This is a genomic window from Allofournierella sp., from assembly GCF_017889395.1.
GTDB lineage: Bacteria > Bacillota > Clostridia > Oscillospirales > Ruminococcaceae > Allofournierella.
Genome location: NZ_JAGHKE010000057.1, coordinates 15,062 through 30,834, shown reverse-complemented (window position 1 = coordinate 30,834; position 15,773 = coordinate 15,062). Strand labels below are relative to the sequence as shown.

Genomic DNA, 15,773 nt, shown 5'->3' with positions numbered 1-15,773 from the left:
GTCGGCCACATAGCGGCAGTCCTCCAGGCAGTCGCCGTGGCTCACAAAGACCACCTGCTCGCTGCGGTCGTAGGTGCTGGCGGCAAAGTGCTTGACCAGAGCGTCCAGGCTGGCCTTGCGCCCGCGCACCTTTTCCATGGGGATCAGCTTGCCTTCTTCATCCACATGCAGTACCGGCTTGATGCCCAGCAGGGTGCCGGCCACCGCCGCGGCGCCGCTTACGCGGCCGCCCCGCTTCAGGAACATCAGATCATCCACCGTGAACCAGGCGCAGATGGACTGGCGGTTTTCCACAAACCAGTCCGCCACCTCACGCAGGCTCTTTCCCTCGTTTTTCAGGCAGGCGGCATAATACACCGCCAGGCCCTCGCCCATGCTGGCCTGCAGGGTATCGATCACCTCGATGGTGCGCTCGGGGAACTGCTCCCGCAGATCCTCAGCAGCCAGACGGGCGGAATTGAAGGTGCCGGAAAGGCCGCTGGAGAAGGCCAGGTACAGAATGTCCTTTCCCTGCTCCAGCACCGGGGTGAAGGCATCCAGAAAATCCGCCTGGTTGATCTGGCTGGTGGTGCTCACCTCACCGGCCCGCAGCCGGTCGTAGAATTCCTTGGGCGAAAGCTCCCGGTTATCGGGGTAATTGCGGTAATTTTTGCCGCCCAGCGTAAAGGTCAGGGGCATTACCTCCACCTGCATCTCCTGCACCAGCTCCACCGACAGATCGGTGGTGGAATCGGTGAACAAAACATATTCTGCCATGAAAAACCACTCCATTTCCTGTTTGCGGGCTCCTGCCCGCTTGTGACACTGCCCGTAGAAGATACAGGGCGAGGAATCACTGTTAAAAAAATTGTAGCACACAATGGCCGGAATTTCCAGCGTTGCCAAAAAACGAACCCGCCGCGGCATTTGCCGCGGCATTTGCCGCGGCGGGTGAAAATGGATTCAGGTTTCTTTTCGGCGGTGGAGCCAGTTCAGAATGCGCTGCTCACCGTACAGACAGACAAGGCCCAGTGCGCCCATGACCACAAAGATCACGATGGGCACCAGTATACCACCGCCTGCCAGGCTGCTGCCGGCCACCGTGCTGGTGACCACACTGGGGATGCGCGCCAGGGTGCAGATGAAGAAGAATTCCCCCGGCTTCACCGGCAGAAAGGGGCCGATGTAGGTGAGCATATCCTTGGGGGTGCCGGGCAGGAAAAACAACAGATACAGCGCCCGCCGCGCCCACTGCTCGTCCTGCAAAAAGCGGTACTTGTGAAAGGCCTGGGCAGGCACGGCCTTTGCGCCCAGCACCTTCATGGCTGCATAGATGAACATGCTGCCCAGCAAAATGCCCGCCAGACAGATGAGCAGGCCGCCCACCGGGCCGAACAAGGCACCGGCCATCAGCTCTACCGGCTCGCCGGGAAGCACGGCCACCACCACCTGCAGAATCTGCAGCGCCAGAAATACCAGAATGCCCCAGATGCCCTTGCTCTGTACCCAGCCGATGAACTGGTCCCGGGCAGCCTGACTGGTCAAAATGGCCCAAAGCTGGTCCCGGAACGCCAGCACGGTCGCGCCGCCTGCCAGGCAGACCAGCAGCAGAGCTGTGGCCGCGGCCCAGCGGCGGGCACGGGGGGATGCAAGGGGGTGGTTCATAGCGCAAAGATCTCCTTTCGCAAGGAATGGGAATTACTCCAGATCGCCGGTCAGGGTCATCACTGCGGCCAGGGCGGCAATGGGCGCGGTCTCACACCGCAGAATGCGGGGGCCAAGGCCCACGGGAGTGGCACCCGCGTCGATGAGCGCCTGGGCCTCCTCCTCCGAGAAGCCGCCCTCCGCACCGGTGATCAGGGCGATGCGGCCGCCTTCGGCGGGCACGCACTGACGCAGCGGCCGGCCGCCCTTTTCGTAGAAAAAGAGCACCGCGTCAAATTCACAAAAGCGCCCGGGCAGCTGGCTGATGTTCATCGGCAGCTCCACCTCGGGCAGAATGCCCCGGCCGCACTGCTTGGCAGCCTCGGCGGCAATGCGGGCGTAGCGCTGGTTCTTCTGGTCCTCCTTTTTGGGGGTCACCACGCAGAACCGGCTGAAAAAGGGCACGATGCGCTCGGCGCCCAGCTCCACCGACTTCTGCAGAATCAGCTCCAGCTTATCCTGCTTGGGGTAGCCCGCGAAGACGGTGACCTTTGCCTTTGGCTCGGCGGTGCAGGGCCGCTTGCCGGAAACGGTGAGGGTCACCTGGTCCGGCTCGATGGCGGTGATCACGCCGTCGTAGTCAAAGCCTGCCCCGTCGCACAGAATCACCTGTTCGCCGGTTTTTGCCCGCATCACCTTGCCCAGGTGGTGGGCATCCGTCCCGGTGATCCGGGCAGTGTCGCCGTTGATCTCACTGGTAAAATAGCGGTGCGGCATCTCAGGCTTCGCCCCCGTTTTTGCACAGGATGGCCACCCAACCGTTCTGCTCGCGCACCTCGACCACGTTCAGACCGGCGGCGCGCAGGCCCTCCACCACCTCGTCCCGGCGGGTATCGATCACGCCGCTGGCGATGAAGGTGGCGCCGGGCGCCATCAGGGCGGGCACATGGGGGGCCAGACTCAGGATGGCGTTGGCCACGATGTTGGCGGTGATGATGTTGTAGGTACCGGTGGCCTTGTCGGACAGATCGCCGATCAGCACCTTCAGCTTGTCGTCCACCCCGTTCAGGGCGGCATTCTCACCGGCGGTGCGCACGCACATGGGGTCGATGTCCACACCCTCGGCGCTTACTGCGCCCAGCTTCAGGGCGGCAATGGCCAGAATACCGCTGCCGGTGCCGATGTCCAGCATCCGCTCGCCGCCCTTCACCAGACTGTCCAGAACCTCCAGGCAGAGGGCGGTGGTCTCATGGGTGCCGGTGCCGAAGGCCATGCCCGGGTCCAGCTTGATGACCACACGGTCGGTGTCAAACTCCTCCCAGCTGGGCACGATGGCCAGACGCTGGCCGATGGTCAGGGCGTGGTAATAGGCCTTCCAGCCATTCTCCCAGTCGTCCTGCTCCACGCCCTCGGCGGCCAGAGTGTAATCCACCTCGGCGGCGGCCAGTCGGCTGCGGACCAGCTCCACCACCTCGGCGGGGTTCTCGTCCGGCGCCAGATACAGATGCACGATCACCTTGGTGCGGTCCTTGTCCAGCAGGTCCTGCTCGATCAGGTCCACATGGGCGATCTGCTCCACCTGGGTCTCCAGGTCGGAATAGTCCTCAATGTAGATGCCGCCGCCGGAGATTCCGGTGGCGATGGCCTCGGCGGTATCTGCCTGGGCCTTGGGTACGGTAATGCGAATGTCGGTCCACTGCATAGATCAAAACCTCGGTTTCTTATATATAGTATTCTATATTATAGCATTTTTTATGGCCGGTTCGTGAACAGCCCATGAAAAAATACGCCTGCCCGGCCAGGCCAGGCAGGCGAAACAGGGCGGTCAGCTCTGATATTCATGCTCGCAGTACACGCAGCGGCATACGCCCTTCTCGCTGCGGGTGTACAGCCGGGGCAGAGAGGATTCCACCTGGGTGATGCAGTGGGGGTTCTGGCAGTCGCCCAGCACCTCGGTGTGCTCCGGGATCACCGGATTGTCGGTTTCACTTTCCAGCATGGTGAGGATCAGCGCCATGCGTACAAAGCGGCCGAAGTTTGCCTGCTCGAAGTAAGCGGCACGGGGGTCGTCGTCCACCTCGGTGGCGATCTCGTTGACCCGGGGCAGCGGATGCATCACGATCATATCCGGCTTTGCCAGCGCCATCTTGGCGGCATCCAGAATGTAGCGGTCCCGCAGGCGCAGGTACTCCTCCTGGTCCGCGAAGCGCTCGCCCTGCACGCGGGTCATGTAGAGCACATCCACCTCGCCGATGGCATCCTCCAGATTCTCCACCTCACGGATGGGGAAGCCGGCAGCGGTCATATCATCCCGGATGTAGCTGGGGATCATCAGCTCCTTGGGGCTGATCAGCACGAACCGAATGCCCTCGTAGCGCATCATGGCCCGGATCAGGCTGTGCACCGTGCGGCCGAACTTCAGATCGCCGCACAGGCCGATGGTCAGATTGTTCAGCCGGCCCTTCAGCCGATGAATGGTGAGCAGGTCGGTGAGGGTCTGGGTGGGATGCTGGTGGCCGCCGTCACCCGCGTTGATCAGCGGGCACTTGATCTTGGCGGCTGCTGCGGTGGCCGCGCCCTCACGGGGATGGCGCATGGCAATGATATCCGCATAGCACTGGACCACGCGGGCGGTGTCGGCCACAGTTTCGCCCTTGGCGGCACTGGAGGAATTGGCCGAAGAAAAACCCAACACCTTGCCGCCCAGCCGAAGCATTGCGGATTCGAAGCTCAGGCGGGTGCGGGTGCTGGGTTCAAAAAACAGGGTGGCCAGGATCTTGCCGTCACATTTGTGGGCGTAGGCGGCGGGGTCGTCGATGATGCGGTCGGCCAGAGCAAGCAGCTGGTCGATCTCGGCGGTGGAAAGATCCAACGGACTGATCAGTTTCTTCACAAGGTAGTCCCCCTTTGTTATTATCGTTCCTATTCTACACCAGGCGGCGGACACTGACAATAGTCAATCCTTAATTTTGCCGCCCTTTGACGAATACGGTTCCCGGGCTGCGGAAATACTACCGGCAAGACCACTTGAAAAAGGAGAAGTTTGCCATGAAGATCACGCCCCGGGAATACGACGAAATGAACCGGCGGGCCAGCCCCCACTCCAAGCTAGGAAAGGACTGCCTGTGGTCGTTTTTTGTGGGCGGAGGCATCTGCCTGGTGGGCGAGGTGCTGCGGCGGGCGTATCTGGCAAAGGGCTTCGTGCTCAGCGATGCCTCCGCCATGACTAGTGTGACCCTGATTCTGTTCAGCGCGGTGCTCACCTCGCTGGGCTGGTATCAGAAGATAGCCACAAAGGCCGGGGCGGGCACGCTGGTGCCCATCACAGGCTTTGCCAACTCGGTGGTGAGCAGCGCCATGGAATACCGGTCCGAGGGCTTTGTGCCCGGTGTGGGGGCCAAGATGTTCCTGATCGCCGGGCCGGTGGTGGTTTACGGACTGGCCGCCAGCGCAGTGTGGGGCCTTGTTTACCACCTGCTGCGGCCATTTATATAAGAGGAAGGAATGAGGAGCATGACAAACGCCGTGCGTACCGGCGATACCATCCGCTTTCGGGACCCGCCCTGTATCTCCGCCTTTGCCGCCGTGGGCGGAAAGCGGGAGAGCGAGGGTCCGCTGGCGGCAAAATTCGATCTGCTGTTTGAGGAGAACACGCTGGGAGAGCTCACCTGGGAAAAGGCCGAGAGCCGCCTGCAGCGCTATTGCCTGGACCTGGCGCTGAAAAAGGGGCACTGCAGCCCCCAGATGCCGGATCTGGTACTGGGAGGCGATTTGCAGAACCAGTGCACCGCCACCGGTTACACCATGCGGGAGCTGGATACACCCTTTGCCGGGCTATATGGTGCCTGCAGTACCATGGCCGAGGCGGTGGGCCTGGCCGCCTGCCTGGCAGCGGGCGGCTGTGTTTCGCGGGCAGCGGCGCTGGCCAGCAGCCATTTCTGTGCGGCGGAACGGCAGTTCCGCACTCCCCTCACCTACGGAGGCAAGCGCACCCCCACCTCTCAGTGGACCGCCACCGCTGCGGGCTGCTGCCTGGTGGAGCCCCGGGGTCCGGGCCCCTATGTGCGGGCGGTGACCTTCGGTCGGGTGCGGGACTACGAGGTCTGCGACATCAACAATATGGGGGCGGCCATGGCTCCCGCTGCCGCCGAGACCATCCTGCGCTACTGTGAGGACACCGGCTGCGCGCCCTCTCAGTTTGACGCGGTGTATACCGGTGATCTGGGCATCGTGGGCACCCGTCTTTTGAAGGAGCTGCTGGAAAAGGAGGATGTGGACCTGAAAAATCACCGGGACTGCGGCCTTACGTTATATGATGTGCAGCATCAGGATGTGCAGGCCGGCGGCAGCGGCGCAGGCTGCTCGGCTAGTGTGCTGTGCGCCAGTGTGATGCCCGCCCTGCAAAAGGGAGAGCTGAAGCGAGTGCTGTTCCTTTCCACCGGGGCGCTGATGAGCCAGATCACCTTTTTACAGGGTGAGAGCATCCCCGGTGTGGCCCACCTGGTGGAGCTGAGTGCCGGAAGGGAGGAAACAGAGTGAGTTATCTGTGGGCGTTTCTGGTGGGCGGTTTGCTGTGTGTCATCGGGCAGATACTCATCGATCTGACCAGTCTGACCCCTGCCCGGATTCTGGTGACCTATGTGGTGAGCGGGGTGGTGCTGTCCGCCCTGGGATTATACGGCCCGTTGGTGGAGCTGGCGGGGGCGGGAGCCACGGTGCCCCTCACCGGCTTCGGGCATCTGCTGGCCCAGGGAGTGATCGATGCGGTGGACCGGATGGGGCTGCTGGGCATTCTGGCCGGGGGCTTTACGGCGGCCGGGGCCGGGGTGACTGCCAGCCTGATCTGCGGTGTGGCGGCCGCGGCGCTGGGCCATCCCCGCGACCAGAACTGACGATTGTGCAAAGAAATCCCGCTTTTTTGCACCGGAATGAAAAATCTATGTAAAGTTTTGCCCCGGTCTGTTGACCGGGGCTTTTCATTTACGGTATTTATATTATGGACCCATAAAATCTAAGTAAAATTTAAGAAACAGCGAAACGGGCACGGAAGGATACCGGCCCGAAAAGCAGGAGGAAAAATCATGCAGCTTGCAAATGTTCTGAGCCTTCTGGGAGGCCTTGCGCTCTTCCTCTACGGCATGCACATGATGAGCAGCGGCCTGGAGGCCGCAGCCGGCAACCGAATGAAGAGCATTCTGGAAAAGCTCACCGCCAACCGTTTTCTGGGCGTTGCGGTGGGTGCGGGCATCACCGCGGTAATCCAGTCGTCCAGCGCAACCACGGTCATGGTGGTTGGTTTCGTAAACAGTGGTCTGATGAGCCTGCGCCAGGCGGTGTGGATCATCATGGGTGCCAACATCGGTACCACCATCACCGGCCAGCTGATCGCTCTGGATGTGGGCGCGCTGGCGCCGCTCATGGCCTTTGCGGGCGTGGCGCTGGTGGTGTTCTTCAAAAACCCCAAGCTGCACAACTACGGCAGCATCGTGGCCGGTCTGGGTGTGCTGTTCATCGGTATGGACATGATGAGCGCCGCCATGAAGCCTCTGGCCGATGAACCTGCCTTCGTTTCCCTGATGACCCGCTTTGAGAACCCGATCCTGGGCATTCTGGCGGGCGCGGCATTCACCGCTCTGATTCAGTCATCTTCCGCCAGTGTGGGCATTCTGCAGGCGCTGGCCGCCAGCGGTGCGATCAGCTTCTCCAGCGCGGTGTTCGTGCTGTTCGGTCAGAACATCGGTACCTGCATCACCGCGGTGCTGGCCAGCATCGGCACCAGCCGCAATGCCAAGCGCACCACTCTGATCCACCTGATGTTCAACATCATCGGTACCATCATCTTCACTATCGTGTGCGTGCTGTTCCCGCTGCCCGCTCTGGTGGCATCGTTCACGCCGGAGAATATCCCCAGCCAGATCGCCAACATGCACACCCTGTTCAACATCGTAACCACTCTGCTGCTGCTGCCTCTGGGCACTCAGATGGCTGCACTGACCGAGCACATCCTGCCGGAACCTGCCGAGAAGACCGAAGAGGAGAAGCGCGAGATGATGGGTCTTGCCTATCTGGACAAGACGACTCTGGGCTCCTCCGCTGTATGGCTGGGCAAGCTGCAGCAGGAGCTGGGCCGCATGCTGGATCTGGCCAGCGAAAACGTGGACGCTGCCTTCCAGGCCGTCATCAGCGGGCCGGACGAGAGCACCGAAAAGGCCATTCGCACCGAAGAACTGGTGGACCTGCTCAACAAGGAGATCAGCCAGTATGTGGCCAAGGCTATGGTACGCGAGACCAACGCCGAGGACTCGGCAGCGGTGGCCTCCGGCTTCCGCATTGCGGGCAACATCGAGCGCATCGGCGACCATGCCATGAACATTCTGGGCTACGGCCAGCGGCTGGAAAAGGAGAACATCCAGCTGTCGGATGACGCGCTCAAGGAGCTGATGGAGATGCGCGCTGTCTGCGCCAAGGCGCTGCGCTACCTGCACGGCCATTCCCGGCTGGACAATGCCGCCCAGCTGGAGCAGACCATCGACGATATGACCGGCCGCTTCCGGGAGAATCACATGCGCCGCATGAAGAACGGCGAGTGCAGCGACGAGGGCTGCATCCTCTATTCCGAGATCCTCACCGACTTCGAGCGTGTGGGCGACCATGTGCTGAACATCGCCCAGGAGCTGAGCCGTACCGCGCAGGTTCTGGCATAAACAAAAAATCAAAAAGGCCCTCCTCGGGATTTCCCGGGGAGGGCCCTTTTTGCTGCAATGGTTGGGCAGACAACCGCATTCCAGAGCAAAAGAGCGTAGCATGAAAGATGTAAACCATCCCATATGATTCTGGAAATGAGGTAATATATGAAGGGTTTTTCAACAACCAAACTTCGCCGCCGGATCGCGGCGCTGGCCATGGCGGCGGCGCTGCTGGCTGTTCCCGCCGGAGCGGCATCCGAAGAAAGTGTGCAGCCGGCCGACGCATCGTCCCTTTCCGCAGTGCAGGGCGAGGTGCCGCTGGATGCCTCGATTTTTCCCGACCCGGCTTTTTTGAAGTACGTGAGCAGCCTGGATACCGATTCCAGCGGCGGACTGTCCGCCGCGGAGCGGGAACAGGTAGTTCGCATGGACATACGCAACCGGGGGATTGCATCCCTGCAGGGGCTGGAGCAGTTCCCGAACCTGGAATATCTGAACTGCAACAACAACGCGCTCACCTCTCTGGACCTGGCAATGGTGCCCAAGCTGCAGACGCTGTTCTGCAACGACAACAGCCTGAGTGAGCTGGAAACCTCCGGTGCGCCGGAGCTGCGAATTCTGCATTGCCACGCAAACCGGCTGACCAGCCTGGATGTGAGCGGAAATCCGGCGCTGAGCGATCTGGCCTGCGGCGACAACCCCATTCAGGAGCTGGACCTGAGCGGCAACCCGCAGGTGATTGACCTGCTGGCTGGAGAAAACCGGCTGCTGGGCATCGAGATGGGCAAAGCCACCCCCACGGCCGATCTGAGCAACCAGCGCCCGGTGGCGATCCATCTGCCCGCAGGAGCCGACCACTATGACCTTGCCAGCCTGGGGCTTCCCCTGCAGCTGGAGGAGATCAGCGGTATGACCGGCGCCCGGCTGGAAGGCGATGAGCTGTATGACATCGCAGGCGAAGGCACAGTGGATTATGTATACACCGAAGAAGGGGCTGCGTTGACCGCGCATTTACAGTTTGACTGGACCGGGGCACCTCTGCCTACTGCCACCCCGGAGCCTACGACTACGCCTGAGCCCACGGCCACACCGAAGCCCACGGCAACGCCAGAGCCTTCGGCCACACCGAAGCCCACGGCAACGCCGGAGCCTTCGGCCACACCAGAGCCCACGGCAACGCCGGAGCCTTCGGTCACACCGAAGCCCACAGCTACGCCCGAGCCTACGGCCACACCGAAGCCCACAGCCACAGCAAAGCCTGCAATGCCCCAAAAACCCACTGCAGTGCCGGTTATTCCACCGGCAGCACAGCCGCCGTCCACCCCGTTAAACGGAGGGACCCTTCTCCCCGGAGGAACATCTCCCACTCCGCTGCCCACGGCCGCGCCGACTGTACAGCCGACTGCATCGCCCGTGCCGGAGCAAAGCCTTACCCCCACGCAGGAACCTGTGCCGGAAACGGAGAAGCAGGAAAAGGGCTGGGCCTGGTGGCTGCTGCTTCTGCTGTTGATTCTTTTGATTGCAGCCGCAGTATTCGCCATCCGCCGTGCACTGGCTGAGGAAGAGACGACAAATCAGGAAGAAAACAAGTGATTGAAAAGCTGCTCTAACAGAAAAATACGCCCGCCGGGAATTCCCGGCGGGCGTATTTTTTGCAAAAAGCAAAAACAAAAGGCCCGCTCAAAATGAGCTGGCCCTTCTGTTTTGTCGAAAATCAAGCATTCGCCTTGTTAGCGCGCTTCGCCATACGGCTGATCTTGCGGGAAGCGGTGTTCTTGTGCAGTACACCCTTGCTCTTAGCCTTATCAATAGCGGAGATAGCAGCAACAACGACGGCTTCCTTATCAGCTGCATTCGCAGCGATGGCAGCGTCTGCCTTCTTCACGACTGTTTTCAGGTTGGACTTAATCGCCTTGTTGTGAAGGGCTTCCTTCTTGGACTGAACGACACGATCCTTCTGCGATTTAATGTTAGGCATTCGTACCACCTCCTTGTCACCCATAACAGTGCAATTTATGATAGCACATTTAAGCGGGCGTTGCAAGCCTTTTTTCATACTTTTTTCGGAGAATTTTTTGAAAATCACCGGCCAACACTGAAAAAAGACCGGCCGCGGGCAGAATTTTCCCTCCGTGGCCGCAAAAAAGGAGGAACAAGCATGAACATATACACCGACATGGCCGACGAGCTGTTTCGTCCGGGCAAGGGCACGGTGCCTCCCGGTGTGCAGGTGCGCACCGCCAGCAGCGGGCCCATCCGGCTGACAAGGGTGCAGATCACCCGGCAGGGGCTGGCCCGCCCTGCGGGGCGCTATTCCACTCTGGAGACCCCCAGCCTGGCTGCGCTGGACAAACGGGACGAGCGGCTGATCAGTGCGGTGGCGGCTGAGCTGCGGGCCATGCTGCCCGCAACAGGGTTGGTGCTGGTGGTGGGCGTGGGCAACCGGCGGGTCACGGTGGACGCGCTGGGCCCCCGCACCGCCGCGGGGGTACTGGTGACCCGGGGCATGGCCGCGGATGCACGCGCCGAGGGGCTGAGCCTGCGGGAGGTGGTGTGTGTAAGCCCGGGGGCCTCCGGGGCCACCGGCATCCCACTTGCCCAGCTGCTGGCGGGGCTGGTGCGCACCCTGAAGCCCGCCGCCATCCTCTGTGTGGACAGCTTGTGCACCTCCGACCCGGCCCGGCTGGGGCGCACCATTCAGATCAGTGACACCGGCCTTTCCCCTGCCCGGCCGGATTCCGGCCGCTGCATCACCCGGGCCATGCTGGGGGTACCGGTGCTGGCGGTGGGGGTGCCCACCCTGATGGAGGCGGACGGATGCATGGAGAAGGGCAAGGGCCTCATTCTCACCTGCCGCCAGCTGGACGGCGTGATCCGCAGCGGCGCTGAGCTGCTCAGTGCCGCCATCAACAAGGCGCTGCAGCCCTCGATGAGCATTGCCGAGCTGTGCTATCTTGCCAATTGAAAAGGCATAACCCGCCCGCCCGGGTGCATATGCTTTGAGCAGGACTCAAAACGGAAAGGGGGCGGCGGCATGGGTCGATCGAGCTGGCTGCGCCGGTTGGGCGCGGGTGCGCTGGCGGCAGGAGTGGGCGTACTGGCCTGGAATGCCGCCGGACAGCTGGGCCCGCCCAGCGTGACCGCAAGCCTTACGGTGGCGGGCGCTGCCCTGGCGGACCCGGCGGCAGCGCTGGAGGCGGTGCGTCAGCTGGCGCAGGAGGAACCGCTCGCCCGGCCTGTTGCTGCCGAGGCCGCGCCATCGCCGCAGCCCACCCCCGCCCCGGCAGCCCAGAGCACCGCGCCGGAGCAGGCGGCTGCATCCGAGCCGCCGCCCGCTGTCAGCGAGCAGCCGGTGCCGCAGCCCACTGCTCAGCCCCAGCCCCGGCCGGAGAACGCAGGGCAGATCGTGACGGAACATTATGAACAGGGCGAGGGCGGGCTGTACATTCCCTGCGGAGCGGGCACCATCAAAAACTGCACCAGCCTTTCCGCCGCCCAGGTGGCGGATGCGGCTTCCCGGGGGCTGCCCTTCTCCGTTGAGCCGGGCAGCAGCGAGCCCCAGGTGCTCATCATGCACACCCACACCACCGAGACCTACGAGCTGGAGGAGAAGGACTGGTACGACCCGAACTTCACCTGCCGCAGCACCGATCTTGCGGTGAACATGGCGGCGGTGGGCGAGGAGATTGCCGCCCAGCTGAACGCGGCGGGTATCGTGACTTTGCACGACACCACCCTTCACGATTATCCCACCTACAACGGCAGCTACGAGCGCAGCAATGAAACCGTGCGGGCTTACCTGGAGCAGTATCCCAGCATCAAGGTGGTGCTGGATGTGCACCGGGATGCCATCGAGCCTGCCAGTGGACAGCGGGTGAGCGCGGTGGCCGAGATCGACGGCCAGACCGCCGCCCAGGTGATGATCATCTGCGGGGCGGACAACGGGGGCAACCTGCCCAACTTTCAGCAGAACCTGGCCTTTGCCGCCGCCTGGGAGAATGCCATGGAAAGCCGGTATCCGGGCCTGACACGGCCGGTACTGTTTGATTACCGGTATTACAACCAGGACCTGACCACCGGCAGTCTGCTCATTGAGATCGGCAGTCACGGCAACACCCTGGAGCAGGCCAAATATTCCGGCCGGCTGGTGGGGCAGGCGCTGGCGGCGCTGTTTGGCGGGCAATAGGCGCGTTTGGCCGTTGACAAACCCGACCGGCGGGGGTAAAATACCAATTACAATGGCTGAGAAAAAGAAAAGTAAGCGGGAGCCCTGGCTCCAGCGAGCGCGGGATGGTGCAAGCCGCGCGCACAGGACCTGCTGAACGAACCCTTTGGAGCTGCAGCCCCAACGCCTGCCCGCCGGATTCTGGCCGGGCAACGGTCAGTAGGGTGAGCCGTGGGCGGCGCGTTAAGCCGCAGCGCTTATTTTTGAGCGTGAAAGGTGGCCGCGATCAGGCGGCAAGTTAGGTGGCACCGCGGATCCGGCAGCGATTCGTCCTAAGAAAGGACGGGATCGCTGCCGGATTTTTCATTGCTAAAGGAGAGAAAACATGAAACGCATCGACATCAAGGCGCTGTTCAGCGCACCCCCGGCGGACGGCACCACCGTGACCGTGTGCGGCTGGGCCAAGACCGTGCGGGATTCCAAGAACATCGGCTTTATTGAGCTGAGCGACGGTACCTGCTTCAAGAACCTGCAGATCGTGTTCGAGGCTGCCAAGCTGGAAAACTACAAGGAAGTGGCTAAGGCCGGCGTGGGTACCAGCATGCAGATCGTGGGCCGCGTGGTTCTGACCCCCGGCGCCAAGCAGCCTCTGGAGATCAACGCCGACAGCGTGGAGCTGCTGGATGTATGCCCCTCGGATTATCCCCTGCAGAAAAAGCGCCACAGCGTGGAGTTCCTGCGCACCATGCCCCATCTGCGTCCCCGCACCAACACCTTCGCGGCGGCCTTCCGTGTGCGCAGCACCGCGGCCTATGCCATCCACAAGTTCTTCCAGGAGAACGGCTTTGTGTATGTGCATACTCCGCTGATCACCGGCTCCGACTGTGAGGGCGCGGGCGAGATGTTCCGCGTGACCACTCTGGACCTGAACAACCTGCCCCGCACCGAGGACGGCAAGGTGGATTTCAGCCAGGATTTCTTCGGCCGCAGCACCAACCTGACCGTGTCCGGTCAGCTGGAGGGCGAGGCCATGGCTCTGGCCTTTGGTAAGATCTACACCTTTGGTCCCACCTTCCGCGCCGAGAATTCCAACACCCCCCGTCATGCTGCCGAGTTCTGGATGATCGAGCCCGAGCTGGCCTTCGCAGACCTGACCGATTACATGGACAACGCCGAGGCCATGGTGAAGTACGTGATCGGCTATGTGCTGGAGCACTGCCCCGACGAGATGGCGTTCTTCAACCAGTTCTTCGACAAGGGCCTGCTGGAGCGTCTGAACGCTCTGGTGAACGCCGATTTTGCCCGGGTCAGCTACACCGACGCGGTGGAGCTGCTGAAAGCACACAACGACCAGTTCCAGTACAAGGTGGAATGGGGTACCGATCTGCAGACCGAGCATGAGCGTTACCTCACCGAGCAGATCTTCAAGAAGCCGGTGTTCGTGACCGATTATCCCAAGGAGATCAAGAGCTTCTACATGCGCCAGAACGAGGACGGCAAGACCGTTGCCGCGGCCGATATGCTGGTGCCCGGCGTGGGCGAGCTGATCGGCGGCAGCCAGCGTGAGGAGCGCTACGAGCTGCTGAAGGCCCGCATGGAAGAGCTGGACATGGATTGCACCGACTACACCTGGTACATGGACCTGCGCCGCTTCGGCAGCGCCAAGCATGCCGGTTACGGTCTGGGCTTCGAGCGCCTGATCATGTACTTGACCGGTATCCCCAACATCCGCGACGTTCTGCCCTTCCCCCGCACCGCCGGCGGTTTTTAACGACTCGACCGGTAACGGGAAGCGGTACACAAACGGGTACGCACCGGGCTTTCCTCAGCGAGGTACGCCAGCACCCATTTAACGACTCGACCGTTAACCGGATTCGGTACGCAAACGGGAACGCACCAGGCTTTCCTCAGCGAGGTACGCTGCCCCCCATTTACGGACTCGACCGGTTTCCCAAACAAGAAATAAAACCCAATCAAGCCGGATGCACGCTTTGCGGTGTGCATCCGGCTTTTTCCATTTTGCCAAATCGTTCGGGGCTTGCCGGGGTGGTCTGCCCGCGGTATCATAAAGGCGAATGAATGTGCAAACAGGAGGGATGAACGGAATGAAGCGATGGATGGCAGCGGCGCTCTGCCTGCTGCTGGCGGTCAGCCTCACCGGCTGTACCCTGCTGGAGCGGGCTGCCGGTCAGGTCAGCGAGGCGCTGTGGCAGATCGAACAGCTGTTTTCCGCCCCGGCCCGGTCCGAGTCCCAGCCTGCCCCCACGCCGGAGCCCCGCTGGGTGGAGCTGGAAGCCTACGATCTGATGGAGCAGGGCTTCGGCCCCTTCACCGATGCGCTGGAGGAATGGCTGCGCCAGGGCCTGGAGGACGCGGAGAATCTGAGCTGGAACCTGCATTCTCTGGCTTTGACTCTGGGCACGGACGGTCTGCCCCTTACCATGGAGGCGGATCTGTACGCCTACCGGGACGGGCAGCTTCTCCAGGGGTACCGGGTGGAATGGAACGCAGTCACCGGCCGGCTGCATCAGGATGTGAACAATGTGGGCACCCGGATGGACAGCGATGCCGAATCCGGCGCGGACACCTCGGAAAACCCCAACCTGCGGCTGGAGCTGGTGGCCGAGCGGCTACGCGCTCTGCCTCAAGACGATCTGCAGATGGCCTTGGGAACGCCGCTCCTGGTGGAGTTCACCGCCTTTTCGCGCCCGGAGGGCGGTCAGACCGTAGTGGACATGACGGCGGCCCCGGAGGGCTTTGATCTGGCCCTGTACCAGGCGGGGCAATACGGCAAGGCGGATGGCTCCCCCACCTGGATGCTCACCGTGCGCCAGGCGGAGGATGAGGACCGGGCAGGCACCCGCATCGCCCGCTTCTGCTTTGCCCCGGAGGATGAAGCACGCTGGCTGGGTAATCCGCAGCTGTATGAACAGGCCGACATCCGGGTCACAAACGAAGGCCACCTGTTCTACACCCGGGACTGGGGCGAGCACTGGAACGCTCTGCCCAGCCGATTTGAGGGTCTGCTGGCGGAATGCATCGAAACCTGCACCGCCGTGACCCGCAGCAGCTGGTATATTTCCCCGCAGACAGACGGCCCGGTGGGCTTTGTGCTGGGCGGGAATCTGCCGGTGATCGTCTACAGCCCGGACCGAGGCGAAAGCTGGCAGGCGCTGGAGCTGCCCTGGGAGGATGCGCAGATGGACGGCGTGGGCTTTCTGTATGCCTGACCCAGGAACCCACCGGCGTGAACGGGTACGACTGGTGCGCCGTTTTCACCGCCCAGACGCCGGAAGGCC

Annotated in this window: 15 protein-coding genes and 1 pseudogene; 9 read left to right on the top strand and 7 right to left on the bottom strand. The window is 62.3% G+C overall.

Annotated features, from left to right (window positions below):
* From J7G73_RS08405 to pyrB, 6 genes and pseudogenes are all read right to left on the bottom strand, one after another.
* A partial coding sequence (locus J7G73_RS08405) for a DegV family protein (RefSeq protein WP_291245927.1) occupies nt 1-756 on the bottom strand: 756 nt, incomplete at its 3' end.
* 186 nt (nt 757-942) lie between these two features.
* Nucleotides 943-1,644, bottom strand: coding sequence for a VTT domain-containing protein (locus tag J7G73_RS08400; protein WP_291245926.1), 702 nt, complete (start codon nt 1,642-1,644; stop codon nt 943-945).
* A 33-nt stretch (nt 1,645-1,677) separates the two neighbouring features.
* Complete coding sequence (locus tag J7G73_RS08395; protein WP_291245925.1) at nt 1,678-2,400, bottom strand: 16S rRNA (uracil(1498)-N(3))-methyltransferase; 723 nt, start codon at nt 2,398-2,400, stop codon at nt 1,678-1,680.
* A gap of 1 nt (nt 2,401) precedes the next feature.
* Complete coding sequence (prmA, locus tag J7G73_RS08390) at nt 2,402-3,325, bottom strand: 50S ribosomal protein L11 methyltransferase (protein ID WP_291245924.1); 924 nt, start codon at nt 3,323-3,325, stop codon at nt 2,402-2,404.
* A gap of 123 nt (nt 3,326-3,448) precedes the next feature.
* Entirely contained in the window at nt 3,449-3,622 is a 174-nt protein-coding gene (locus tag J7G73_RS08385) for a hypothetical protein (RefSeq protein ID WP_291245928.1), read from the bottom strand.
* A pseudogene (pyrB, locus tag J7G73_RS08380) lies at nt 3,608-4,516 on the bottom strand (aspartate carbamoyltransferase); the annotation flags it as partial. The gene J7G73_RS08385 and the pseudogene pyrB, both read right to left, overlap by 15 nt.
* Nucleotides 4,517-4,671: 155 nt before the next feature.
* Between pyrB and spoVAC the strand changes: the two are divergent.
* The 5 genes from spoVAC (at nt 4,672) to J7G73_RS08355 (ending at nt 9,902) form a co-directional block, all read left to right on the top strand.
* Nucleotides 4,672-5,118, top strand: coding sequence for a stage V sporulation protein AC (gene spoVAC / locus J7G73_RS08375; RefSeq protein WP_087184824.1), 447 nt, complete (start codon nt 4,672-4,674; stop codon nt 5,116-5,118).
* 18 nt (nt 5,119-5,136) lie between these two features.
* The gene (locus J7G73_RS08370; RefSeq protein ID WP_291245923.1) at nt 5,137-6,162 is read left to right on the top strand and encodes a stage V sporulation protein AD; all 1,026 of its coding nucleotides are present in this window, start codon (nt 5,137-5,139) and stop codon (nt 6,160-6,162) included.
* Nucleotides 6,159-6,515, top strand: coding sequence for a stage V sporulation protein AE (gene spoVAE, locus J7G73_RS08365; RefSeq protein ID WP_291245922.1), 357 nt, complete (start codon nt 6,159-6,161; stop codon nt 6,513-6,515). Before J7G73_RS08370 ends, spoVAE begins: the two co-directional genes overlap by 4 nt.
* A gap of 189 nt (nt 6,516-6,704) precedes the next feature.
* Entirely contained in the window at nt 6,705-8,327 is a 1,623-nt protein-coding gene (locus tag J7G73_RS08360) for a Na/Pi cotransporter family protein (RefSeq protein WP_291245921.1), read from the top strand.
* A 147-nt stretch (nt 8,328-8,474) separates the two neighbouring features.
* The gene (locus tag J7G73_RS08355) at nt 8,475-9,902 is read left to right on the top strand and encodes a hypothetical protein (protein ID WP_291245920.1); all 1,428 of its coding nucleotides are present in this window, start codon (nt 8,475-8,477) and stop codon (nt 9,900-9,902) included.
* 121 nt (nt 9,903-10,023) lie between these two features.
* Here J7G73_RS08355 and rpsT read toward each other — a convergent pair whose 3' ends face one another.
* Nucleotides 10,024-10,287 carry a 30S ribosomal protein S20 gene (gene rpsT, locus J7G73_RS08350; protein ID WP_058963370.1) on the bottom strand — a complete coding sequence of 88 codons (264 nt, stop codon included), beginning with the start codon at nt 10,285-10,287 and terminating at the stop codon, nt 10,024-10,026.
* A gap of 180 nt (nt 10,288-10,467) precedes the next feature.
* On the opposite strand from rpsT, the gene gpr reads away from it, so the two are divergent.
* The 4 genes from gpr to J7G73_RS08330 all read left to right on the top strand — a co-directional run bounded on the left by gpr (nt 10,468) and on the right by J7G73_RS08330 (nt 15,704).
* Nucleotides 10,468-11,274 carry a GPR endopeptidase gene (gene gpr, locus J7G73_RS08345; protein WP_087294864.1) on the top strand — a complete coding sequence of 269 codons (807 nt, stop codon included), beginning with the start codon at nt 10,468-10,470 and terminating at the stop codon, nt 11,272-11,274.
* A 69-nt stretch (nt 11,275-11,343) separates the two neighbouring features.
* Nucleotides 11,344-12,495 carry a stage II sporulation protein P gene (spoIIP, locus tag J7G73_RS08340; RefSeq protein ID WP_291245919.1) on the top strand — a complete coding sequence of 384 codons (1,152 nt, stop codon included), beginning with the start codon at nt 11,344-11,346 and terminating at the stop codon, nt 12,493-12,495.
* A gap of 364 nt (nt 12,496-12,859) precedes the next feature.
* Nucleotides 12,860-14,245 (top strand): asparagine--tRNA ligase, encoded by a 1,386-nt coding sequence (gene asnS / locus J7G73_RS08335; RefSeq protein ID WP_291245918.1) that lies wholly within the window; start codon nt 12,860-12,862, stop codon nt 14,243-14,245.
* A gap of 334 nt (nt 14,246-14,579) precedes the next feature.
* Nucleotides 14,580-15,704, top strand: a complete 1,125-nt coding sequence (locus J7G73_RS08330) for a hypothetical protein (protein WP_291245917.1) — start codon at nt 14,580-14,582, stop codon at nt 15,702-15,704.
* Nucleotides 15,705-15,773 lie beyond the last annotated feature (69 nt).

Excerpts from the sequence above, each read along its gene's own strand:
- J7G73_RS08370 (WP_291245923.1), top strand. The coding sequence starts at position 5,137 with ATGACAAACGCCGTGCGTACCGGCGATACCATCCGCTTTCGGGACCCG.
- prmA (WP_291245924.1), bottom strand. The coding sequence starts at position 3,325 with ATGCAGTGGACCGACATTCGCATTACCGTACCCAAGGCCCAGGCAGAT.
- gpr (WP_087294864.1), top strand. The coding sequence starts at position 10,468 with ATGAACATATACACCGACATGGCCGACGAGCTGTTTCGTCCGGGCAAG.
- spoVAC (WP_087184824.1), top strand. The coding sequence starts at position 4,672 with ATGAAGATCACGCCCCGGGAATACGACGAAATGAACCGGCGGGCCAGC.
- J7G73_RS08385 (WP_291245928.1), bottom strand. The coding sequence starts at position 3,622 with ATGCTGGAAAGTGAAACCGACAATCCGGTGATCCCGGAGCACACCGAG.
- spoIIP (WP_291245919.1), top strand. The coding sequence starts at position 11,344 with ATGGGTCGATCGAGCTGGCTGCGCCGGTTGGGCGCGGGTGCGCTGGCG.
- J7G73_RS08360 (WP_291245921.1), top strand. The coding sequence starts at position 6,705 with ATGCAGCTTGCAAATGTTCTGAGCCTTCTGGGAGGCCTTGCGCTCTTC.
- J7G73_RS08400 (WP_291245926.1), bottom strand. The coding sequence starts at position 1,644 with ATGAACCACCCCCTTGCATCCCCCCGTGCCCGCCGCTGGGCCGCGGCC.
- J7G73_RS08355 (WP_291245920.1), top strand. The coding sequence starts at position 8,475 with ATGAAGGGTTTTTCAACAACCAAACTTCGCCGCCGGATCGCGGCGCTG.
- J7G73_RS08330 (WP_291245917.1), top strand. The coding sequence starts at position 14,580 with ATGAAGCGATGGATGGCAGCGGCGCTCTGCCTGCTGCTGGCGGTCAGC.
- asnS (WP_291245918.1), top strand. The coding sequence starts at position 12,860 with ATGAAACGCATCGACATCAAGGCGCTGTTCAGCGCACCCCCGGCGGAC.
- J7G73_RS08395 (WP_291245925.1), bottom strand. The coding sequence starts at position 2,400 with ATGCCGCACCGCTATTTTACCAGTGAGATCAACGGCGACACTGCCCGG.
- rpsT (WP_058963370.1), bottom strand. The coding sequence starts at position 10,287 with ATGCCTAACATTAAATCGCAGAAGGATCGTGTCGTTCAGTCCAAGAAG.